This window comes from Sphingomonas sp. GC_Shp_6 (assembly GCF_026540835.1).
In the GTDB taxonomy this organism is placed as follows: Bacteria; Pseudomonadota; Alphaproteobacteria; order Sphingomonadales; family Sphingomonadaceae; genus Sphingomonas.
The window spans coordinates 209058-224872 of the sequence record NZ_JALNUO010000003.1 but is presented as its reverse complement, the minus strand read 5'-3'; the positions used below and the strand labels follow the sequence as shown (position 1 = coordinate 224872).

Below are 15815 nucleotides of genomic sequence, written 5' to 3'. Positions count from 1 at the left end.
CGCAACGCCTTTCACTCGTTTCCAACGGCTTAGGTCGACGGGAATGGCCGCACGAGCGTTTTTGGAGCCGAAATGAACCATCTGGGCGTGTGCAGGGGCACGTCGCGTTTCGGATCGGCCGGGCCGGTAGATGTTGGTGGCAGGGGAACGGCCATCGCCACCTTATGACAAAGGGCGCCCGGATCGCTCCGGACGCCCCTCTCGCGCGGTGGCGTGGCGAACCACGCCGCCGAGTGTCCCCGCGATGTCAGCCGCTGTAATACATGTCGAATTCGACCGGGCTGGGCGTCATTTCCCAGCGCGCGACCTCTTCGAACTTCAGATCGATATAGCTTTCGATCTGGTCGGCGGAGAACACGTCGCCCTTCAGCAGGAAGTCGTGATCCGCCGCCAGGCTGTCGAGCGCTTCGCGCAGCGATGCGCAGACGGTCGGCACCAAGGCCAGTTCGGCGGGCGGCAGGTCGTACAGATTCTTGTCCATCGCCTCGCCGGGATGGATCTTGTTCAGGATGCCGTCCATCCCCGCCATCATCAGCGCCGCATAGGCGAGATAGGGGTTGGCGAGCGCATCGGGGAAGCGGATCTCGACGCGCTTCGCCTTGGGGCCGGTGCCGTACGGAATGCGGCACGATGCCGAACGGTTGCGCGCCGAATAGGCGAGCAGCACGGGCGCTTCGTAACCCGGTACCAGCCGCTTGTAGCTGTTGGTCGAGGGGTTGGTGAAGGCGTTCAGCGCCTTGGCATGCTTGATGATGCCGCCGATGAAGAACAGGCACATGTCCGACAGGCCGGCATAGCCATTGCCCGCGAACAGCGGCTTGCCGCCATCCCAGATCGAGAAATGCGTGTGCATCCCCGAGCCATTGTCCTCCTTGATCGGCTTGGGCATGAACGTCGCCGTCTTGCCGTAAGCGTGCGCGACCTGGTGGACGACATATTTGTAGATCTGCATCCGGTCCGCGGTGGTGGTCAGCGTGCCGAAGGTCATGCCGAGTTCGTGCTGCGCGGCGGCTACCTCGTGATGGTGCTTGTCGCAGGGCAGGCCCATTTCGAGCATGGTCGACACCATCTCGCCGCGGATGTCGACCGCGCTGTCGACCGGGGCAACGGGGAAGTAACCGCCCTTGGCGCGCGGACGGTGTGCCAGATTGCCGCCCTCATATTCGCGGCCGGTGTTGGTCGGCAGCTCGATATCGTCGATCTTGAAATAGGAGCCGGCATAGTTGGTGTCGAACTGCACGTTGTCGAACATGAAGAACTCGGCCTCGGGGCCGACATAGACGGTGTCGCCGACGCCCGTGGTCTTGAGATAGGCCTCGGCGCGCTTGGCGGTGGAGCGCGGATCGCGCGCGTACAGCTCGCCCGTCGACGGCTCGACGATGTCGCATACCAGGATCAGCATCGGCGTGGCCGAGAACGGATCGGTCCACACCGCGTCCAGATCCGGCTTCAGGATCATGTCCGACTCGTTGATCGCCTTCCAGCCCTCGATCGAGGAGCCGTCGAACATCAGCCCGTCGGTCAGCTCGTCCTCGCCGATGACGCTCGCGACCATCGTCAGATGCTGCCATTTGCCCTTGGGATCGGTGAAGCGCAGATCGACCCACTCGATCTCCTGCTCCTTGATCATGTTCAGGACGTCGTTGGCCGAATTCGCCATGTTTTCGCTTCCTTGGTTAGAACGTCAGAAAAAACTCTGGGGACTAGAGCGCGTCCTCGTCGCGTTCGCCGGTGCGGATGCGCAGCGCGGTCTCGACGGGGATGACGAAGATCTTGCCGTCGCCGATGCGGCCGGTCTGCGCGGCGCCCGCGATCGCCTCCACCACGCGTTCGGCGAGCGAATCCTCGACGACGACCTCGAGCTTCACCTTGGGGAGGAAATCGACCACATATTCGGCGCCGCGGTACAGTTCGGTATGGCCCTTCTGCCGGCCGAAGCCCTTGGCCTCGGTCACCGTGATGCCCGACACGCCGACTTCGTGCAGCGCTTCCTTCACCTCATCCAGTTTGAACGGTTTGATGATGGCTTCGATCTTCTTCACGCAACGCCCCCGGACCCGATGAATCGATAGTCGCCCCATGGGCGCCTTGCACCAAACGTGCCAGCGCCGCGCCCCTGGGGCAACAGGCGAAATGGTAAGCAAAACATGAAGATCGCTGCCCGCGAATCGGGCATATCCGCAACGGCTGCCCAAGGACGCGGCAGCGATGCGCCTCGCGAGCCCGATTGGAGGCGGCCGGCATTCGGGATCGCGGCGGCCGCCGCGCTCACGCCGGCCGCCCGATCGTCACGCCGCGACGGCCTCGCGCGCCAGCCAGTCCTCGAGCCACTTGATCGTATAGGCGCCCTCCTGGAACTCGGGGTCCTCGATCAGGTCGCGGTGGAGCGGGATGGTGGTCTTCATCCCCTCGATCACGAATTCCTCCAGCGCACGCCGCAGCCGCGCGATGCAGCGCTCGCGCGTGGTGCCATAGACGATCAGCTTGGCGATCATGCTGTCGTAATAGGGCGGCACGCGGTAGCCGGCATAGAGGCCGCTATCGACGCGGACGTGCATGCCGCCGGGGGCGTGGAACTGCTTCACCAGCCCGGGCGAGGGCGCGAAGGTGCGCGGATCCTCGGCGTTGATCCGGCATTCGATCGCGTGGCCGGTGAAGCGCACCTGATCCTGCGTTACCGACAGCGGGCACCCCTCCGCCACGCGGATCTGTTCGCGCACCAGGTCGATCCCCGTAATCATCTCGGTGACGGGATGCTCGACCTGGAGCCGGGTGTTCATCTCGATGAAGTAGAATTCGCCCGCTTCCCACAGGAACTCGATCGTCCCCGCGCCGCGATAGCCCATATCGGCCATCGCCTTGGCCACCACGCCGCCCATGCGCTCGCGCTCGGCGGGCGTGATGATCGGCGAGGGCGCCTCCTCCAGCACCTTCTGGTGGCGGCGCTGGAGCGAACAGTCGCGCTCGCCCAGATGGATCGCCACACCGTTGCCGTCACCGAACACTTGGAACTCGATGTGGCGCGGATTGCCGAGATATTTCTCCATATAGACGGTGGCATCGCCGAACGCCGCCTTTGCCTCGGTGCCCGCCTGCTGCATCAGCGTCTCGAGCTGGTCCTCGGACGCGCAAACCTTCATGCCGCGCCCGCCGCCGCCCGACGCCGCCTTGATGATGACCGGATAGCCGATCTCGGCGGCGAGGCGCTTGGCCTCGGCCACGTCGCTGATCGCCCCGTCCGAGCCCGGCACCAGCGGCAGGCCGAGCCGCCCCGCGGTGCGCTTGGCCTCCACCTTGTCGCCCATGGTGCGGATATGCTCGGGCTTGGGCCCGACGAAGATCAGGCCGTGAAGCTCGACGATCTCGGCGAAGCGTGCGTTCTCACTGAGGAAGCCATAGCCGGGGTGGATCGCGTCGGCGCCCGACACTTCGGCGGCCGAGATGATGTTGGGAATGTTCAGATAGCTGTCGGTCGCGGACGGCGGCCCGATGCAGATCGCCTCGTCCGCCAGGCGCACGTGCATCGCATCGGTATCGGCGGTGGAATGCACGGCCACCGTCTTGATGCCCATTTCATGGCAGGCCCGGTGGATGCGCAGCGCGATCTCGCCGCGGTTGGCGATCAGCAGCTTGCGGATCGGCCGGTGGGGCTGCGTCGAACCCGGCATCAATCGACCACGATGAGCGGCTGATCGAATTCGACCGGCTGGCCGTTCTCGACGAACACCGCGCTGACCGTGCCGGCGCTGGGGGCGAGGATCGGGTTCATCACCTTCATCGCCTCGACGATCAGCAGCGTGTCGCCGGCCGCGACCCGCTGGCCGACGCCGGCGAAGGGCTTGGCGCCGGGCTCGGCCGACAAATAGACGGTGCCGACCATCGGCGAGCGGACTGTATTGGCCGATACTGCCGGGGCGGATGCCCCCGTCTCGCTCGCGATCGCCGCGGCGGGCAGCGTCGGGGCGGGCGCGGCGGCCGGCGGCGGTGCATAATGCGCCACCGATGCGACGGGCGCGGCCTTGCGCGCCACGCGGATCTTGCGATCGCCGTCCTCGACCTCGATCTCGGTCAGCTGGGTGGTATCGAGCAGTTCGGCGAGCTGGCGGACGAGTTCCACGTCGACCCGGATCGCATCGTCTTGGGGCTGTGTCATGGCCAAGCCTCCTGTCAGATGCGCGCCGCCGCTTCAAGCGCGAGCATGTAGGAAAGCGCGCCGAAACCGGCGATCGTTCCGCGTGCGGCCTGCCCGACGAGGCTCACATGGCGAAACGCCTCGCGCCGGTGCGGGTTGGACAGATGCACCTCGATCACCGGCGTCCTCACCGCCTTGATCGCATCGTGGATCGCCACGGAGGTGTGCGTAAAGCCCGCGGCGTTGAGCAGCACGGCGCGCGCCTCGCGCGCCTGCGCCTCGTGCAGCCAGTCGACCAGATGACCCTCATGGTTGGACTGGCGCAGGTCGATCTCCAGCCCAAGCTCGCGGGCGCGATCCTCCAGCCGGCCGGCGATGTCGTCCAGCGTATCGTGGCCGTAGATCTCGGGCTCGCGCAGGCCGAGCAGGTTCAGGTTGGGGCCGTTCAGGACATAGATGGTGTCGGGCATCGTCGCGCTATGGCCTCGCAAATGGGGATGGCCCGGTCTATATCGGTGCCGGAGATACCGCCATGGCCACGATACCCGAAAGTGAGAACGCGCCGCTCGATATCCGCGAGCAGATCGCGCGGATCGACAAGCTGATCGTCGAGGCGGGCAAGACCCGGCAGGACACGCGCTTCGCGCCGCTCACGCTGGTGTTCACCGGAATGGGTGCCGCGGCCGCCTTCTTCGCCGCCGGCGTGGCCTTCACCAAGCTTCTCATTCACTGAGTTTAATTCATGCACAATGACGGAACCGTGTCGATCACGGTCAATGGCGACCACAAGCGTGTGGCCGCGGGCCTCAGCATCGCGGCGCTCGCCTCCGAACTGGGGCTGGTGCCCGAAAAGGTCGCGGTGGAGCGCAACCTCGAGGTCGTGCCACGCTCGACGCTCGGCGAGGTGATGGTCGAGGACGGCGACGATTTCGAGATCGTGCATTTCGTCGGCGGCGGGGATCATCCGCGCCCGATCGCGGACGACAGCTGGAGCGTGGCGGGCCGCACCTTCCGCTCGCGGCTGATCGTCGGCACCGGCAAGTACAAGGATTTCGCGCAGAACGCCGCGGCGCTCGCGGCATCGGGTGCGGAGATCGTGACGGTGGCGGTGCGCCGCGTGAACGTCAGCGACCCGAACGCGCCGATGCTCACCGACTTCATCGATCCGAAGAAAATCACCTATCTGCCCAACACCGCGGGCTGTTTCGATGCCGAATCGGCGATCCGCACGCTGCGTCTAGCGCGCGAGGCGGGCGGTTGGGATCTGGTGAAGCTGGAGGTGCTGGGCGAGGCCCGCACGCTCTATCCCGACATGGTCGAGACACTGCGCGCGACCGAGGTGCTGGCCAGGGAGGGGTTCCTGCCGATGGTCTATTGCGTGGACGACCCGATCGCGGCGAAGCGGCTGGAGAATGCGGGCGCGGTGGCGATCATGCCGCTCGGCGCGCCGATCGGCTCGGGGCTGGGCATCCAGAACCGCGTGACGATCCGCCTGATCGTCGAGGGGGCAGGCGTGCCCGTGCTGGTCGATGCGGGCGTGGGCACCGCGAGCGACGCGGCGGTCGCGATGGAGCTCGGCTGCGACGGCGTGCTGATGAACACCGCGATCGCCGAGGCCAAGGACCCGATCATGATGGCGTCGGCGATGCGCCACGCGGTGGAGGCGGGCCGCCTGTCCTATCTGGCCGGGCGAATGGGGCAGCGTCGCTACGCCGATCCGTCGAGCCCGCTCGCCGGCCTGATCTGAGCCGGACGGTGCGCGCCGGGATCGCCCGGAGGAACCCCGTTTCGGTTCGGCCGTTAATCCCTTGCGAAACCAACGGACACGGTGTCCGCGACCGCGATGGAGGCCATCATGGGCGAACTGACCGACAAGATCAAAGGCAATGTCGACGAAGCCGTCGGCAAGGTGAAGCAGGCGATCGGCGGCCATCAGGGCGATGCCGAACTCCACGACGAGGGCGCCGCGCAGGAGCTGAAGGGCAAGGGCGAGCAGGCCAGGGGCTCGGTCAAGGGCGCGCTCGGCGACGATATCTGATCGACGCGAACCGATGATGCGATGGGCCGCTCCGGGATGCCGGGGGGGCCCTTTTTGCGTCCTGGTCTCGGCGAGGAGGATCTGGAGCGAACGACGCTGGTTCGATTCATCTATCCAGTCCGTGCCGAGTCACCGGAGCAGCGTCACGCAAACCGATTCCAGAGTTTGCCGACATGACATCGATCCGCTCGCCCTGAGCTTGTCGAAGGGCCTGTCCCGAATGCGAATCTACGCCTGCGGAGAGCGTGCTCCGACAGGCTCAGCACGAACGGATCTCGTGATCGGATCAGGCTGATGTCAGTCCGCTTCAGATCGCCTTGACCCGCCCGCCCAGATCGAGCGTCTCCCCGCGCGTCACGATCACCCGGTCGCCGAGTTTCGTCGCGCCGAACAGCTTCTTCGCGAACGCCACGGGCACGCCGATACAGCCATGCGTGGCATAGTCCGCCGCGATCGGGCTGCCGTGGATCGACACGCCGTCGTTGGTCAGCCGCAGCATGTACGGCATCGGCGCGTGATAGAGGTTGGAGACGTGGTGCGCGTCCTTCTGCGTGATCGGGAACACGCCGAGCGGCGTCGGCATGCCGTCGTCGCCATAGATCACCGCGGTCGTCCCGATCTCATAGCCGCCGCGGAAGATCGAGAGCACGCTCGCCTTGGTATCCACGGTGATGAGGATGGGGCCGGCGGGTACGCCTGCCTCGTCCCAGAACCAGTCGCCGAACCGGATCGCGCCATGCGTATCGAGCACGCGGCGGATGACCGTGCCAGCGGGCGCCGTTCGCGGTTGGGGGGGTGCGGGTGCGGGTGCGGGTGCGGGTGCGGGCAGGGGCGTCGGCGCGGGGGCGGCGGAGGCCAGCTTCGCCGGATCCACCCCGATCGGGATCGGCCTGGCGGGGCGCGGTGTGGGCGAGGCGGCGGCGGCGCGGGTCGCGAGTGTCGGCGCAGCGATCGGGACGGTCGCGAGCCGGGCGCCGATCGCGACGACGCCGAGGAGCAGGATTGCCTGTGCGCCGCGGCGCGCGATCGCTGCCATGTTCGTGCTCCGGATGGTTGCCGGCCTTCCCGATCGCGCAAAGTCGCGCGCGCCGCCAGCGCCGAATCGGGCGCGTGTCGGATCGGGACGCCCGGCGCGCGCGTTTACCTTTTCAGCGCGGAGAGCGTCAGGCCGGGGGTGATCGCCTCGATATCGGTCTTGAGATGGAGCAGCCGCACACCGGTTTCGACCATCGCGCGGTCGAGCGCGGGGGCGAAATCCGCGGTGCGCGTGATCGTCTCCGCCCAGCCGCCATAGGCCCGCGCGAGTGCGGCAAAATCGGGGTTGCCGAGCGCCGTCGCGGTCGTCCGGCCGGGGAACTCGCGCTCCTGGTGCATGCGGATCGTGCCGTAGGCGCCGTTGTCGATCACCAGCACGAGGACGTTCGCGCCGTGCTGCACCGCGGTCGCCAGCTCCTGGCCGTTCATCAGGAAACAGCCGTCGCCCGCCAGCGCCACGACGCACCGGCCGGGATCGCGCACGCTCGCGGCGATCGCGGCGGGCAGGCCATAGCCCATCGCGCCCGCGGTCGGCGCGAGCTGCGTGCCGGGCCCGGCATAGCGCCAGTATCGATGCCACCAGCCACTGTAATTGCCCGCGCCGTTGCAGATGACGGTGTCCGCCGGAAGCGCATCGCGCATCGCCGCGACGCAGGGGCCGAGATCGAGCGCGACGTCGCCCCGCGGGCGCGGCGTGGACCAGTCCCGATACTCGGCATGCGCCTCGCGCGCCGCCTCCAGCGGCGGCAGATCGATCGAGAGCAGCGCATCGGCGAACCGCGCCATGCCGGCACAGATGGCCAGATCGGCATGATAGGTCCGCTCCAGCTCCTCGGGATCGGGATGGACATGGACGATGCGCTGCCCCGGATGATCCGGCGTGACGAGCGCATAGCCGTCGGTCGTGGCCTCGCCGAGCCGCGCGCCGATCACCAGCAACAGGTCCGCGTCGCGGATCCGCGCGGTCAGCCGGGGATTGGGACCATAGCCGAGATTGCCCGCCCAGGCAGGGCTGGCATTGGCGATCGCATCCTGCCGGCGGAACGCGCTGGCGACGGGCACGCCGCTCCGCTCCGCCCACGCCGCCACGTCGCGCGCGGCCGCCTCGTCCCAGCCGGCACCGCCGACGATCATTACCGGCCGTTCGGCTTTGGCGAGCATATTGGCGAGCGCGCCCATCGCGACCGGATCGGCGGTCTGCACCAGCCGTTCCACCCGCGGCCGGTCGACCGCCGCCACCGCGTCGAGCAGCATGTCCTCGGGCAGCGCCAGCACCACCGGGCCCGGCCGCCCGTTCATCGCGGTGGCATAGGCGCGCGCGACATATTCGGGGATGCGGCGGGCATCGTCGATCCGCGCCGCCCATTTGGCGAGCGGCGCGAACATCGCGGCGAAATCCACCTCCTGAAACGCCTCGCGGTCGCGCGTGCCGCGATCGACGTCGCCGATGAAGAGGATCATCGGCTGCGAATCCTGCATCGCCACATGGACGCCGATCGAGGCGTTGGTCGCGCCCGGCCCGCGCGTGACGAAGGCGATGCCGGGCCGGTGGGTGAGCGTGCCGTCCGCGCACGCCATGAACGCCGCGCCGCCCTCCTGCCGGCACGTCACGAGGTCGATCGCCGGGGTGTCGTGCAGCGCGTCGAGCACCGCGAGGAAGCTTTCGCCGGGCACGGTGAAGATGCGTTCGCAGCCCTGTGCGACGAGTTGGTCGACGAGGATGCGGCCGCCGGTTCGGATTTCGGTCATGCGCGGGTTCTGGCGCCCGGCGGCGCCGCTGTCGAGACTTGGGCCGTCGAGACTTGGGCCGTCGAGACTTGGGCTGTCGAGACTTGGGCTGCCGAGGCTTGGCATGCGGCGGTCGACGCGGTTAGTCTCGCCGTGACGACGGACGCACACCGCGGCGCCCGCGCTGTGCTGGAGAGACCGATGACCGAATGGACGCTCGTCGCCGATGGGCTGCGTTTCCCCGAAGGCCCCGTGGCGATGGCCGATGGCAGCGTCATCCTGGTCGAGATCGAAGCCGGGCGGATCACCCGGGTGCACGCGAATGGCCAAAAGGAGACGATCGCGGAGCCGGGCGGCGGCCCCAACGGGCTCGCGATCGGCCCGGACGGCAAGCTGTATTGCTGCAACAATGGCGGCTTCAACTTTGTCGAACAGGGCGGCTATCTCGCGCCGCACGGCCAGGCGGACGATTATTCCGGCGGCCGGATCGAGCGGATCGACCTGGCAACCGGCGCGATCGAGACGCTCTATGCCGATGGCGATTTCGACTGCCGCCTGCGTGGCCCCAACGACATCGTCTTCGACGATGCGGGTGGCTTTTGGTTCACCGATCACGGCAAGACCCGCCCGCGCGAGCGCGACGTCACCGGCATCTTCTACGCCAAGGCCGACGGCAGCCATATGGCCGAGGTGATCTTTCCGAGCGAGAATCCGAACGGCATCGGCCTCTCGCCCGACGGCAAGCGGCTCTATGCCGCCGAGACCTATACCTGCCGGCTGATGGCATTCGACGTCATGGCGCCGGGCCGGGTGAAGCCCGACGCGGGGCCGGGCGGGCCGGGCATCCCGCTTTACCGCCCGGCCGGTTACAAATTCTTCGATTCGCTCGGGCTGGAGGCGTGCGGCAACATCTGCGTCGCGACGATCGGCGAATGCGGCATCTCGGTGATCTCGCCCGCCGGCGAACTGGTCGAGTTCGTGCCGACCGACGACGTGTTCACCACCAACATCTGCTGGGGCGGCGCGGATATGCGCGATGCCTATGTCACCTGTTCGGGCACCGGGCGGCTCGTCCGGACGCGCTGGCCGCGGCCGGGCTTGCGATTGCAGCATCCCTGACGCGCACGCGTTGACCTGCCGCCCCGCGCGTCGCTATCGCGGCCAGAAGTTGGAGAGAGCCGGATGAACAAGCTGTACGCCGATGCCGCCGCCGCGCTGGACGGGCTATTGTTCGACGGGATGACGATCTGCGCTGGCGGGTTCGGCCTGTGCGGCATCCCCGATCGGCTGATCGACGCGATCCGCGACGCGGGAACGAAGGACCTGACGATCGCGAGCAACAATGCCGGGATCGACGGCGAAGGGCTCGGCAAGCTGCTGCGCACGCGGCAGGTGAAGAAGATGATCTCGAGCTATGTCGGCGAGAACAAGGAGTTCGAGCGGCAATATCTCTCCGGCGAGCTGGAGGTGGAATTCTGCCCGCAAGGCACGCTCGCCGAGCGCTGCCGCGCGGGCGGCGCGGGCATTCCCGGCTTTTACACCCGCACCGGCGTCGGCACGCTGGTGGCCGAGGGCAAGGAGGTGAAGACTTTCGACGGCGAGGATTATATCCTCGAACGCGGCATCCGCGCCGATCTGGCCATCATCAAGGGGTGGAAGGCAGACGAGAGCGGCAACCTGGTGTTCCGCAAGACCGCGCGCAACTTCAACGCGCCGATGGCCACCGCGGGCAAGGTCTGCGTCGCCGAGGTGGAGGAGGTGGTGCCGACCGGCAGCCTCGATCCCGATCACATCCACCTGCCCGGCATCTATGTGAAGCGGATGATCGTCGGCAGCCCCTATGACAAGCGCATCGAGTTCCGCACGGTGCGCGAGCGCGCCGCGGCGTGATGCGCGTGTCGCCCCGGGCCGCCCTGGCATCGGCGCTGCTGCTGGGCGGGTGCGCGACCGTGGCACCCTCGGCGCAAACGGCATCGGTGCCGCCGGCGATGCAATATCTCTATGGCTCGGGCGAAGCGGCGGCGCTGTCGGAACAGGCCTATACCGCGCTGACCGAGCATGTCCGGATGTTCGTCGCCTCGCGCGCGGCCAAGCCCGGCCCGCGCCAGTCGGTCATCCTGGCGCCCGGCACCACGCTCGAACGGATGGACACGCTGCCCTGTGGCGACAAGCCGGTCGCCGCGGTGTTCGACATGGACGAGACCGCGGTGCTGAACCTCGGCTATGAATATGACGCGGCGCGGCGCGCGGGCCCCTACGACCAGGCGCGCTGGGATCGTTGGGAGCGGACCGGTGGCGACCGGATCGTCGCGGCGCCGGGTGCGGCCCGCGCCTTCTACGAATTGCGGCGGATGGGCGTCACCGTCATCGTCAACAGCAACCGGACCGCGGCCGCCGCGAACCAGACCGCGCAGGCGCTGGCGGGTGCGGGGCTCGGCCGCTTCGTGCACGGCGAGACGCTGTTCCTGCGCGGCGATGTGGACGGCAAGGCGGCCAAGGACGGGCGGCGCACCGCGATCGCCGCGCGCTGGTGCGTGGCGGCGATGGCGGGGGATCAGCTCGCCGACTTCACCGATCTGTTCGACCAGCCGCCCGCCACGCGGCGGGCAGCGGTGTCGGCGGTGCCGGCGTCGCGCTTCTTCGGGGTCTGGTGGTTCGTGCTGCCCAACCCGGTCTATGGCACGGGGCTGGAGGGCGGCTGGAACGACGTGTTCCCCGCCGGCAAACGCTGGGCGGATGCCCCGGCCAAGGGAGAGCGATGATGGCGTGGGACCGCAACCAAATGGCCGCGCGCGCCGCACGGGAGCTGCGCGACGGCTATTACGTCAATCTGGGCATCGGCATCCCGACCTTGGTCGCGAACAATATTCCGGATGGCATGACGGTCACGCTGCAGAGCGAGAACGGGATGCTGGGGATCGGACCCTTCCCCTATGACGACGAGGTCGATCCCGACCTCATCAACGCGGGCAAGCAGACGATCAGCGAGTTGCCGCAATCGGCCTATTTCAGTTCGGCCGACAGCTTCGCGATGATCCGCGGCGGGCATATCGACCTGACCGTGCTCGGCGCGATGGAAGTGTCCGAAGGGGGCGACATCGCCAACTGGATGATCCCGGGCAAGATGATAAAGGGCATGGGCGGCGCGATGGATCTGGTCGCCGGCGTCAAGCGGATCATCGTCGTGATGGACCATGTCGCCAAGGACGGCAGCCCCAAGTTCATCCCCGCCTGCACCCTGCCGCTGACGGGCCGCAACGTGGTGGACATGATCGTCACCGATCTGGCGGTGTTCCAGCGGCCCGACCACATCGTGCCGTTTCGCCTGATCGAGACCGCGCCAGGCGTCTCCGCCGACGAGATCGCCGCCAAGACGACGGCGCACTACACCGCCTGACCCCGCCGAAACGGAGGCGTCCGGCCTCGTCGTTCCCGGCACCCGCTTCTAGCCTGCGCCCGATCGAGAAGGGTGGGGGTGCGATATGGGGCGGGCGAAGATCGGCGATCTGGCGGTCGGCGAACTCGATCCGGCGGGGCAGCCGGTTCGCGAGATCTATGCCCGCAACGATCCCATGTACGGCGTGTATCGCACCGCCAAGCGGGTGTGCGTCCAGTTCGCCGACGATGCCGATCGCGAAGGGGCGCAGCGCAAGGCGATGGTGCCGCTGGCGGCGCTGCGCGGCGATATCAACGGCCTGATCGACGGTTGGCGAACGAGCGATCGCTACCGTGCCAAGGCGCGCCGGCGGCGGTTCGATCGCGGCACCGCCGATGCGCTGATTTCGGCGCTGGAGGAGGATCCCGCCGGCGCGCTTCATCAACTGACGGCGGTGCGGGCGGCGATCGTCGACGGGCGGACGGCGATCGGCCGCTTCCAGTATCTCGGCATGGCGCTGGCGATCGTCGTCCTGGTGTTCCTGTCGCTGTGGCTGACGAGCCTGCGGGCGATCTCGTCCTCGCCGGTCACGACCGTCTATACGCACGACGTGCTGATCGCCATCGGGGGCGGGGCGCTCGGCGCGTTCCTGTCGATCGCCATGGGCCTGAAGTCGCGCACCGTGCTGCCCGATCTGCAATGGGTCGCGAACCTGTGCGATGCCGTGCTGCGGATGGTGGTCGGGATCGTCGCGGGTGCGATCTTCTTGTGCCTGTTGCGCGGCGGCTTCGGGCTGAGCTTCGCGTCGCTGAGCGCAGCGTGCAGGGTCGGGCAGGACGGGTGCGATCCCCATCAGGGATGGATGCAGATTTTCGCGCTCGGCTTCGTGGCCGGTTTCTTCGAACGGCTGGTGCCCGACCTGCTCGACAAGGCGGGAGCGTCGGCGCGGACATCCGCGGCGGCGGCGGAAAAACCCGCAGTACCGCCCGTCGCATCGCCTGTAATGCCGCCGGCCGCCCCGCCCGCCACGCTGCGATCGGCCGAGGCCGACGAGTCGGGCGATTGCCTGTGTGATCACCCCTTGGCGGCCGAGGATGCGACTCCCGACTGGGCGCTGCCGGCGGCGACGGGCGGCGTCGCGGGAGAGCGGTCATGACCTATCGATTGACATGGTTGGAGGACGTCCTGCTCGGTGCGGGCTTGAAGGTCGCCGCGGTGGACGGCTGGAAGACGCGTGGCCTGGCCGATGCGGGCGATCCCAAGGGCATTCTCTGCCATCACACCGGCTGCGGCGCGGTGACGGGCAACATGCCGAGCCTGAACACGATCGTGCATGGCCGCACCGATCTGCGCGGGCCCCTGTCGCAGCTCGCGCTCGGGCGCGATGGCACCTTCTACCTCGTCGCCGCCGGCTTCGCGCAGCATGCGGGCCAGGGATCGTGGCAGGGCATTACCACGGGTAATACGAGCTTCATCGGCATCGAGGCCGAAAATGACGGGCGGCTGTCGAACGGCGTGGCGGTCGAGCCGTGGCCCGAGGTTCAGGTCGATGCCTGCCGCCGCGGCGTCGCGGCGATCCTCAGCCGGATCGGCGCCAACGCCGTCATGTGCGCCGGCCACAAGGAATTCGCGCTGCCCCAGGGCCGCAAGGACGATCCGCTGTTCGACATGGTCACGTTCCGTGCGGCGGTCGCGGCGATCATGGCCGGCTCGGGTCCGGTGCGGGCCGCCATTCCCGCCACCGACGACGCGGCACGGCCGACGATGCGGCGCGGCGGCACGGGCGATCGGGTCAAGGCGCTGCAGGCGGCGATCGGGCAACCCGTCGATGGCGTGTTCGGCGCGCATACCGAGGCGGCGGTCCGCGCGTGGCAGGTGGCCCACCGGCTCGTTCCCGACGGGATCGTGGGCCCGCGATGCTGGGCCGTGCTGGACGCCGCGAATTAGCCTCGTCCTAGCACGATTGTTGCGGAGAATGGTTGCGTCGCTGGCCGTTTCGGTTACCGGGTGCGGTCATGTCCGACCGGCCACGCACGCTGTACGAAAAGATCTGGGACGCCCATGTCGTGGAACGTCGCGACGATGGCACCTGCCTGATCTATATCGACCGGCACCTCGTCCATGAGGTGACGAGCCCGCAGGCGTTCGAGGGGCTGCGCGCTGCCGGCCGGCGGGTGCGGCGGCCCGATCTGACGCTGGCGGTGCCCGATCACAATCTGCCGACGACGCCGCGCGTCGACGCCGCCGGGCGGCTCATCCCGATCGCGGACGCCGAAAGCGCGCAGCAGCTCGATGCGCTGCGCCGCAATACCGCCGAATTCGGCATCGACTATATCGAGGCGACCGCGGCCGAACAGGGCATCGTCCATGTGATCGGGCCGGAGCTGGGCTTCACGCTGCCCGGCACCACATTGGTCTGCGGCGACAGCCACACCTCGGCGCATGGTGCGCTGGGGGCGCTCGCCTTCGGGATCGGCACCAGCGAGGTCGAGCATGTGCTCGCCACGCAGACGCTGCTTCTGAGCCCGTCCCGGACGATGGAGGTGCGCGTCGACGGCACGCTCGGCTTCGGCGTGTCGGCCAAGGACGTGATCCTGTCGATCATCGGGCGGATCGGCGCGGCGGGCGGCACCGGCCATGTGATCGAATATACCGGCGAGGTGATCCGCGGCCTCTCGATCGAGGGGCGGCTGACGGTCGCCAACATGTCGATCGAGGGCGGCGCGCGCGCCGGGCTGGTCGCGCCCGACGAGACGACCTTCGCCTATCTGAAGGGCCGGCGGATGGCGCCGATGGGCGTGGCATGGGACCGCGCGGTCACGTGGTGGCGCGCGCTGGCGACCGATCCGGGCGCCGCCTATGACCGGACGGTACGGCTGGACGCGACCGACATCGCGCCGGCGCTCACCTGGGGCACCAGCCCCGAGGATGTCGTGCCGATCACCGGCACCGTGCCCGATCCCGACAGCTTCGCCGATCCGTCCAAGCGCGAGGCGGCGCGCAAGTCGCTGGCCTATATGGGGCTGACACCGGGCACCGCGATGCAGGACGTGGCCGTGCAGCACGTCTTCATCGGCAGCTGCACCAACAGCCGGATCGAGGATCTGCGCGCTGCCGCATCGGTGGCGAACGGGCGGCATGTGGCCGACGGGGTGCGCGCGCTGGTCGTGCCCGGATCGGGGCTGGTGAAGCGCCAGGCCGAGGCCGAGGGGCTCGACCGGATCTTCGCGAGCGCCGGCTTCGAATGGCGCGAGCCGGGCTGTTCGATGTGCCTCGCCATGAACCCCGACAAGGTGCCGCCGGGCGAACGCTGCGCGTCGACCAGCAACCGCAATTTCGTCGGGCGGCAGGGGCCGGGTGCGCGCACCCATCTCGTCAGCCCGGCGATGGCGGCGGCGGCGGCGGTGACGGGCCGGCTGGCCGATGTACGTGATCTGATGGGAGCGGAATGATGCGCAAGGTGTTGGCATTGCTGATCTGCGGCACGGTTGTCAGCGGCGTGGCCG

17 protein-coding genes are annotated in these 15815 nt (G+C 68.3%); 10 read left to right on the top strand and 7 right to left on the bottom strand.

Features of this window, described 5'->3' with window-relative positions; all coding sequences use genetic code 11:
- Positions 1-247: 247 nt before the first annotated feature.
- The 5 genes from glnA to aroQ form a co-directional block, all read right to left on the bottom strand.
- On the bottom strand, positions 248-1660 hold the full coding sequence (gene glnA, locus OXQ95_RS05560; RefSeq protein WP_267380448.1) for a type I glutamate--ammonia ligase: 1413 nt from the start codon (positions 1658-1660) through the stop codon (positions 248-250).
- 43 nt (positions 1661-1703) lie between these two features.
- Positions 1704-2042 carry a P-II family nitrogen regulator gene (locus tag OXQ95_RS05555; protein ID WP_242095518.1) on the bottom strand — a complete coding sequence of 113 codons (339 nt, stop codon included), beginning with the start codon at positions 2040-2042 and terminating at the stop codon, positions 1704-1706.
- Positions 2043-2288: 246 nt separating this feature from the next.
- Positions 2289-3668: an acetyl-CoA carboxylase biotin carboxylase subunit gene (gene accC, locus OXQ95_RS05550; RefSeq protein WP_242095519.1), complete on the bottom strand. Its 1380-nt coding sequence runs from the start codon at positions 3666-3668 to the stop codon at positions 2289-2291.
- Positions 3668-4153 carry an acetyl-CoA carboxylase biotin carboxyl carrier protein gene (accB, locus tag OXQ95_RS05545; RefSeq protein WP_267380445.1) on the bottom strand — a complete coding sequence of 162 codons (486 nt, stop codon included), beginning with the start codon at positions 4151-4153 and terminating at the stop codon, positions 3668-3670. Before accB ends, accC begins: the two co-directional genes overlap by 1 nt.
- A 14-nt stretch (positions 4154-4167) precedes the next feature.
- Complete coding sequence (gene aroQ / locus OXQ95_RS05540) at positions 4168-4602, bottom strand: type II 3-dehydroquinate dehydratase (protein ID WP_242095521.1); 435 nt, start codon at positions 4600-4602, stop codon at positions 4168-4170.
- A 62-nt stretch (positions 4603-4664) separates the two neighbouring features.
- Here aroQ and OXQ95_RS05535 point away from each other — a divergent pair, with 62 nt between their 5' ends.
- The 3 genes from OXQ95_RS05535 to OXQ95_RS05520 all read left to right on the top strand — a co-directional run bounded on the left by OXQ95_RS05535 (position 4665) and on the right by OXQ95_RS05520 (position 6170).
- A complete protein-coding gene (locus OXQ95_RS05535; protein WP_242095522.1) occupies positions 4665-4865 on the top strand; it encodes a hypothetical protein in 201 nt (66 codons plus the stop codon).
- 9 nt (positions 4866-4874) lie between these two features.
- Positions 4875-5879, top strand: a complete 1005-nt coding sequence (gene thiS / locus OXQ95_RS05525; protein WP_276588886.1) for a sulfur carrier protein ThiS — start codon at positions 4875-4877, stop codon at positions 5877-5879.
- A gap of 108 nt (positions 5880-5987) precedes the next feature.
- Entirely contained in the window at positions 5988-6170 is a 183-nt protein-coding gene (locus OXQ95_RS05520; RefSeq protein ID WP_267380441.1) for a CsbD family protein, read from the top strand.
- Between the two features lie 307 nt (positions 6171-6477).
- Here the strand turns inward: OXQ95_RS05520 and OXQ95_RS05515 are convergent, their stop codons facing one another.
- Positions 6478-7206, bottom strand: a complete 729-nt coding sequence (locus tag OXQ95_RS05515; RefSeq protein WP_267380439.1) for a L,D-transpeptidase family protein — start codon at positions 7204-7206, stop codon at positions 6478-6480.
- A gap of 104 nt (positions 7207-7310) precedes the next feature.
- Positions 7311-8954, bottom strand: coding sequence for a thiamine pyrophosphate-binding protein (locus tag OXQ95_RS05510; RefSeq protein ID WP_267380437.1), 1644 nt, complete (start codon positions 8952-8954; stop codon positions 7311-7313).
- 180 nt (positions 8955-9134) lie between these two features.
- Here OXQ95_RS05510 and OXQ95_RS05505 point away from each other — a divergent pair, with 180 nt between their 5' ends.
- From OXQ95_RS05505 to leuC, 7 genes are all read left to right on the top strand, one after another.
- Entirely contained in the window at positions 9135-10052 is a 918-nt protein-coding gene (locus OXQ95_RS05505; RefSeq protein ID WP_267380435.1) for an SMP-30/gluconolactonase/LRE family protein, read from the top strand.
- Between the two features lie 63 nt (positions 10053-10115).
- Entirely contained in the window at positions 10116-10823 is a 708-nt protein-coding gene (locus tag OXQ95_RS05500) for a CoA transferase subunit A (RefSeq protein WP_242095527.1), read from the top strand.
- Positions 10823-11695, top strand: coding sequence for an HAD family acid phosphatase (locus tag OXQ95_RS05495; RefSeq protein WP_267380432.1), 873 nt, complete (start codon positions 10823-10825; stop codon positions 11693-11695). Before OXQ95_RS05500 ends, OXQ95_RS05495 begins: the two co-directional genes overlap by 1 nt.
- Positions 11695-12330 carry a CoA transferase subunit B gene (locus tag OXQ95_RS05490; protein WP_267380430.1) on the top strand — a complete coding sequence of 212 codons (636 nt, stop codon included), beginning with the start codon at positions 11695-11697 and terminating at the stop codon, positions 12328-12330. Before OXQ95_RS05495 ends, OXQ95_RS05490 begins: the two co-directional genes overlap by 1 nt.
- An 85-nt stretch (positions 12331-12415) precedes the next feature.
- Positions 12416-13465, top strand: coding sequence for a hypothetical protein (locus OXQ95_RS05485; protein WP_267380428.1), 1050 nt, complete (start codon positions 12416-12418; stop codon positions 13463-13465).
- Positions 13462-14256, top strand: a complete 795-nt coding sequence (locus tag OXQ95_RS05480) for an N-acetylmuramoyl-L-alanine amidase (RefSeq protein WP_267380426.1) — start codon at positions 13462-13464, stop codon at positions 14254-14256. The genes OXQ95_RS05485 and OXQ95_RS05480 overlap by 4 nt, the downstream gene beginning before the upstream one ends.
- A gap of 68 nt (positions 14257-14324) precedes the next feature.
- Positions 14325-15761, top strand: coding sequence for a 3-isopropylmalate dehydratase large subunit (gene leuC, locus OXQ95_RS05475; protein ID WP_267380424.1), 1437 nt, complete (start codon positions 14325-14327; stop codon positions 15759-15761).
- The last annotated feature ends 54 nt before the right edge of the window (positions 15762-15815 follow it).

Coding starts and splice junctions, on each gene's coding strand:
- leuC (WP_267380424.1), top strand. CDS start 14,325: ATGTCCGACCGGCCACGCACGCTGTACGAAAAGATCTGGGACGCCCAT.
- OXQ95_RS05535 (WP_242095522.1), top strand. CDS start 4,665: ATGGCCACGATACCCGAAAGTGAGAACGCGCCGCTCGATATCCGCGAG.
- OXQ95_RS05505 (WP_267380435.1), top strand. CDS start 9,135: ATGACCGAATGGACGCTCGTCGCCGATGGGCTGCGTTTCCCCGAAGGC.
- OXQ95_RS05485 (WP_267380428.1), top strand. CDS start 12,416: ATGGGGCGGGCGAAGATCGGCGATCTGGCGGTCGGCGAACTCGATCCG.
- thiS (WP_276588886.1), top strand. CDS start 4,875: ATGCACAATGACGGAACCGTGTCGATCACGGTCAATGGCGACCACAAG.
- accC (WP_242095519.1), bottom strand. CDS start 3,668: ATGCCGGGTTCGACGCAGCCCCACCGGCCGATCCGCAAGCTGCTGATC.
- glnA (WP_267380448.1), bottom strand. CDS start 1,660: ATGGCGAATTCGGCCAACGACGTCCTGAACATGATCAAGGAGCAGGAG.
- accB (WP_267380445.1), bottom strand. CDS start 4,153: ATGACACAGCCCCAAGACGATGCGATCCGGGTCGACGTGGAACTCGTC.
- OXQ95_RS05515 (WP_267380439.1), bottom strand. CDS start 7,206: ATGGCAGCGATCGCGCGCCGCGGCGCACAGGCAATCCTGCTCCTCGGC.
- OXQ95_RS05480 (WP_267380426.1), top strand. CDS start 13,462: ATGACCTATCGATTGACATGGTTGGAGGACGTCCTGCTCGGTGCGGGC.
- OXQ95_RS05500 (WP_242095527.1), top strand. CDS start 10,116: ATGAACAAGCTGTACGCCGATGCCGCCGCCGCGCTGGACGGGCTATTG.
- OXQ95_RS05510 (WP_267380437.1), bottom strand. CDS start 8,954: ATGACCGAAATCCGAACCGGCGGCCGCATCCTCGTCGACCAACTCGTC.
- OXQ95_RS05495 (WP_267380432.1), top strand. CDS start 10,823: ATGCGCGTGTCGCCCCGGGCCGCCCTGGCATCGGCGCTGCTGCTGGGC.
- aroQ (WP_242095521.1), bottom strand. CDS start 4,602: ATGCCCGACACCATCTATGTCCTGAACGGCCCCAACCTGAACCTGCTC.
- OXQ95_RS05520 (WP_267380441.1), top strand. CDS start 5,988: ATGGGCGAACTGACCGACAAGATCAAAGGCAATGTCGACGAAGCCGTC.
- OXQ95_RS05490 (WP_267380430.1), top strand. CDS start 11,695: ATGGCGTGGGACCGCAACCAAATGGCCGCGCGCGCCGCACGGGAGCTG.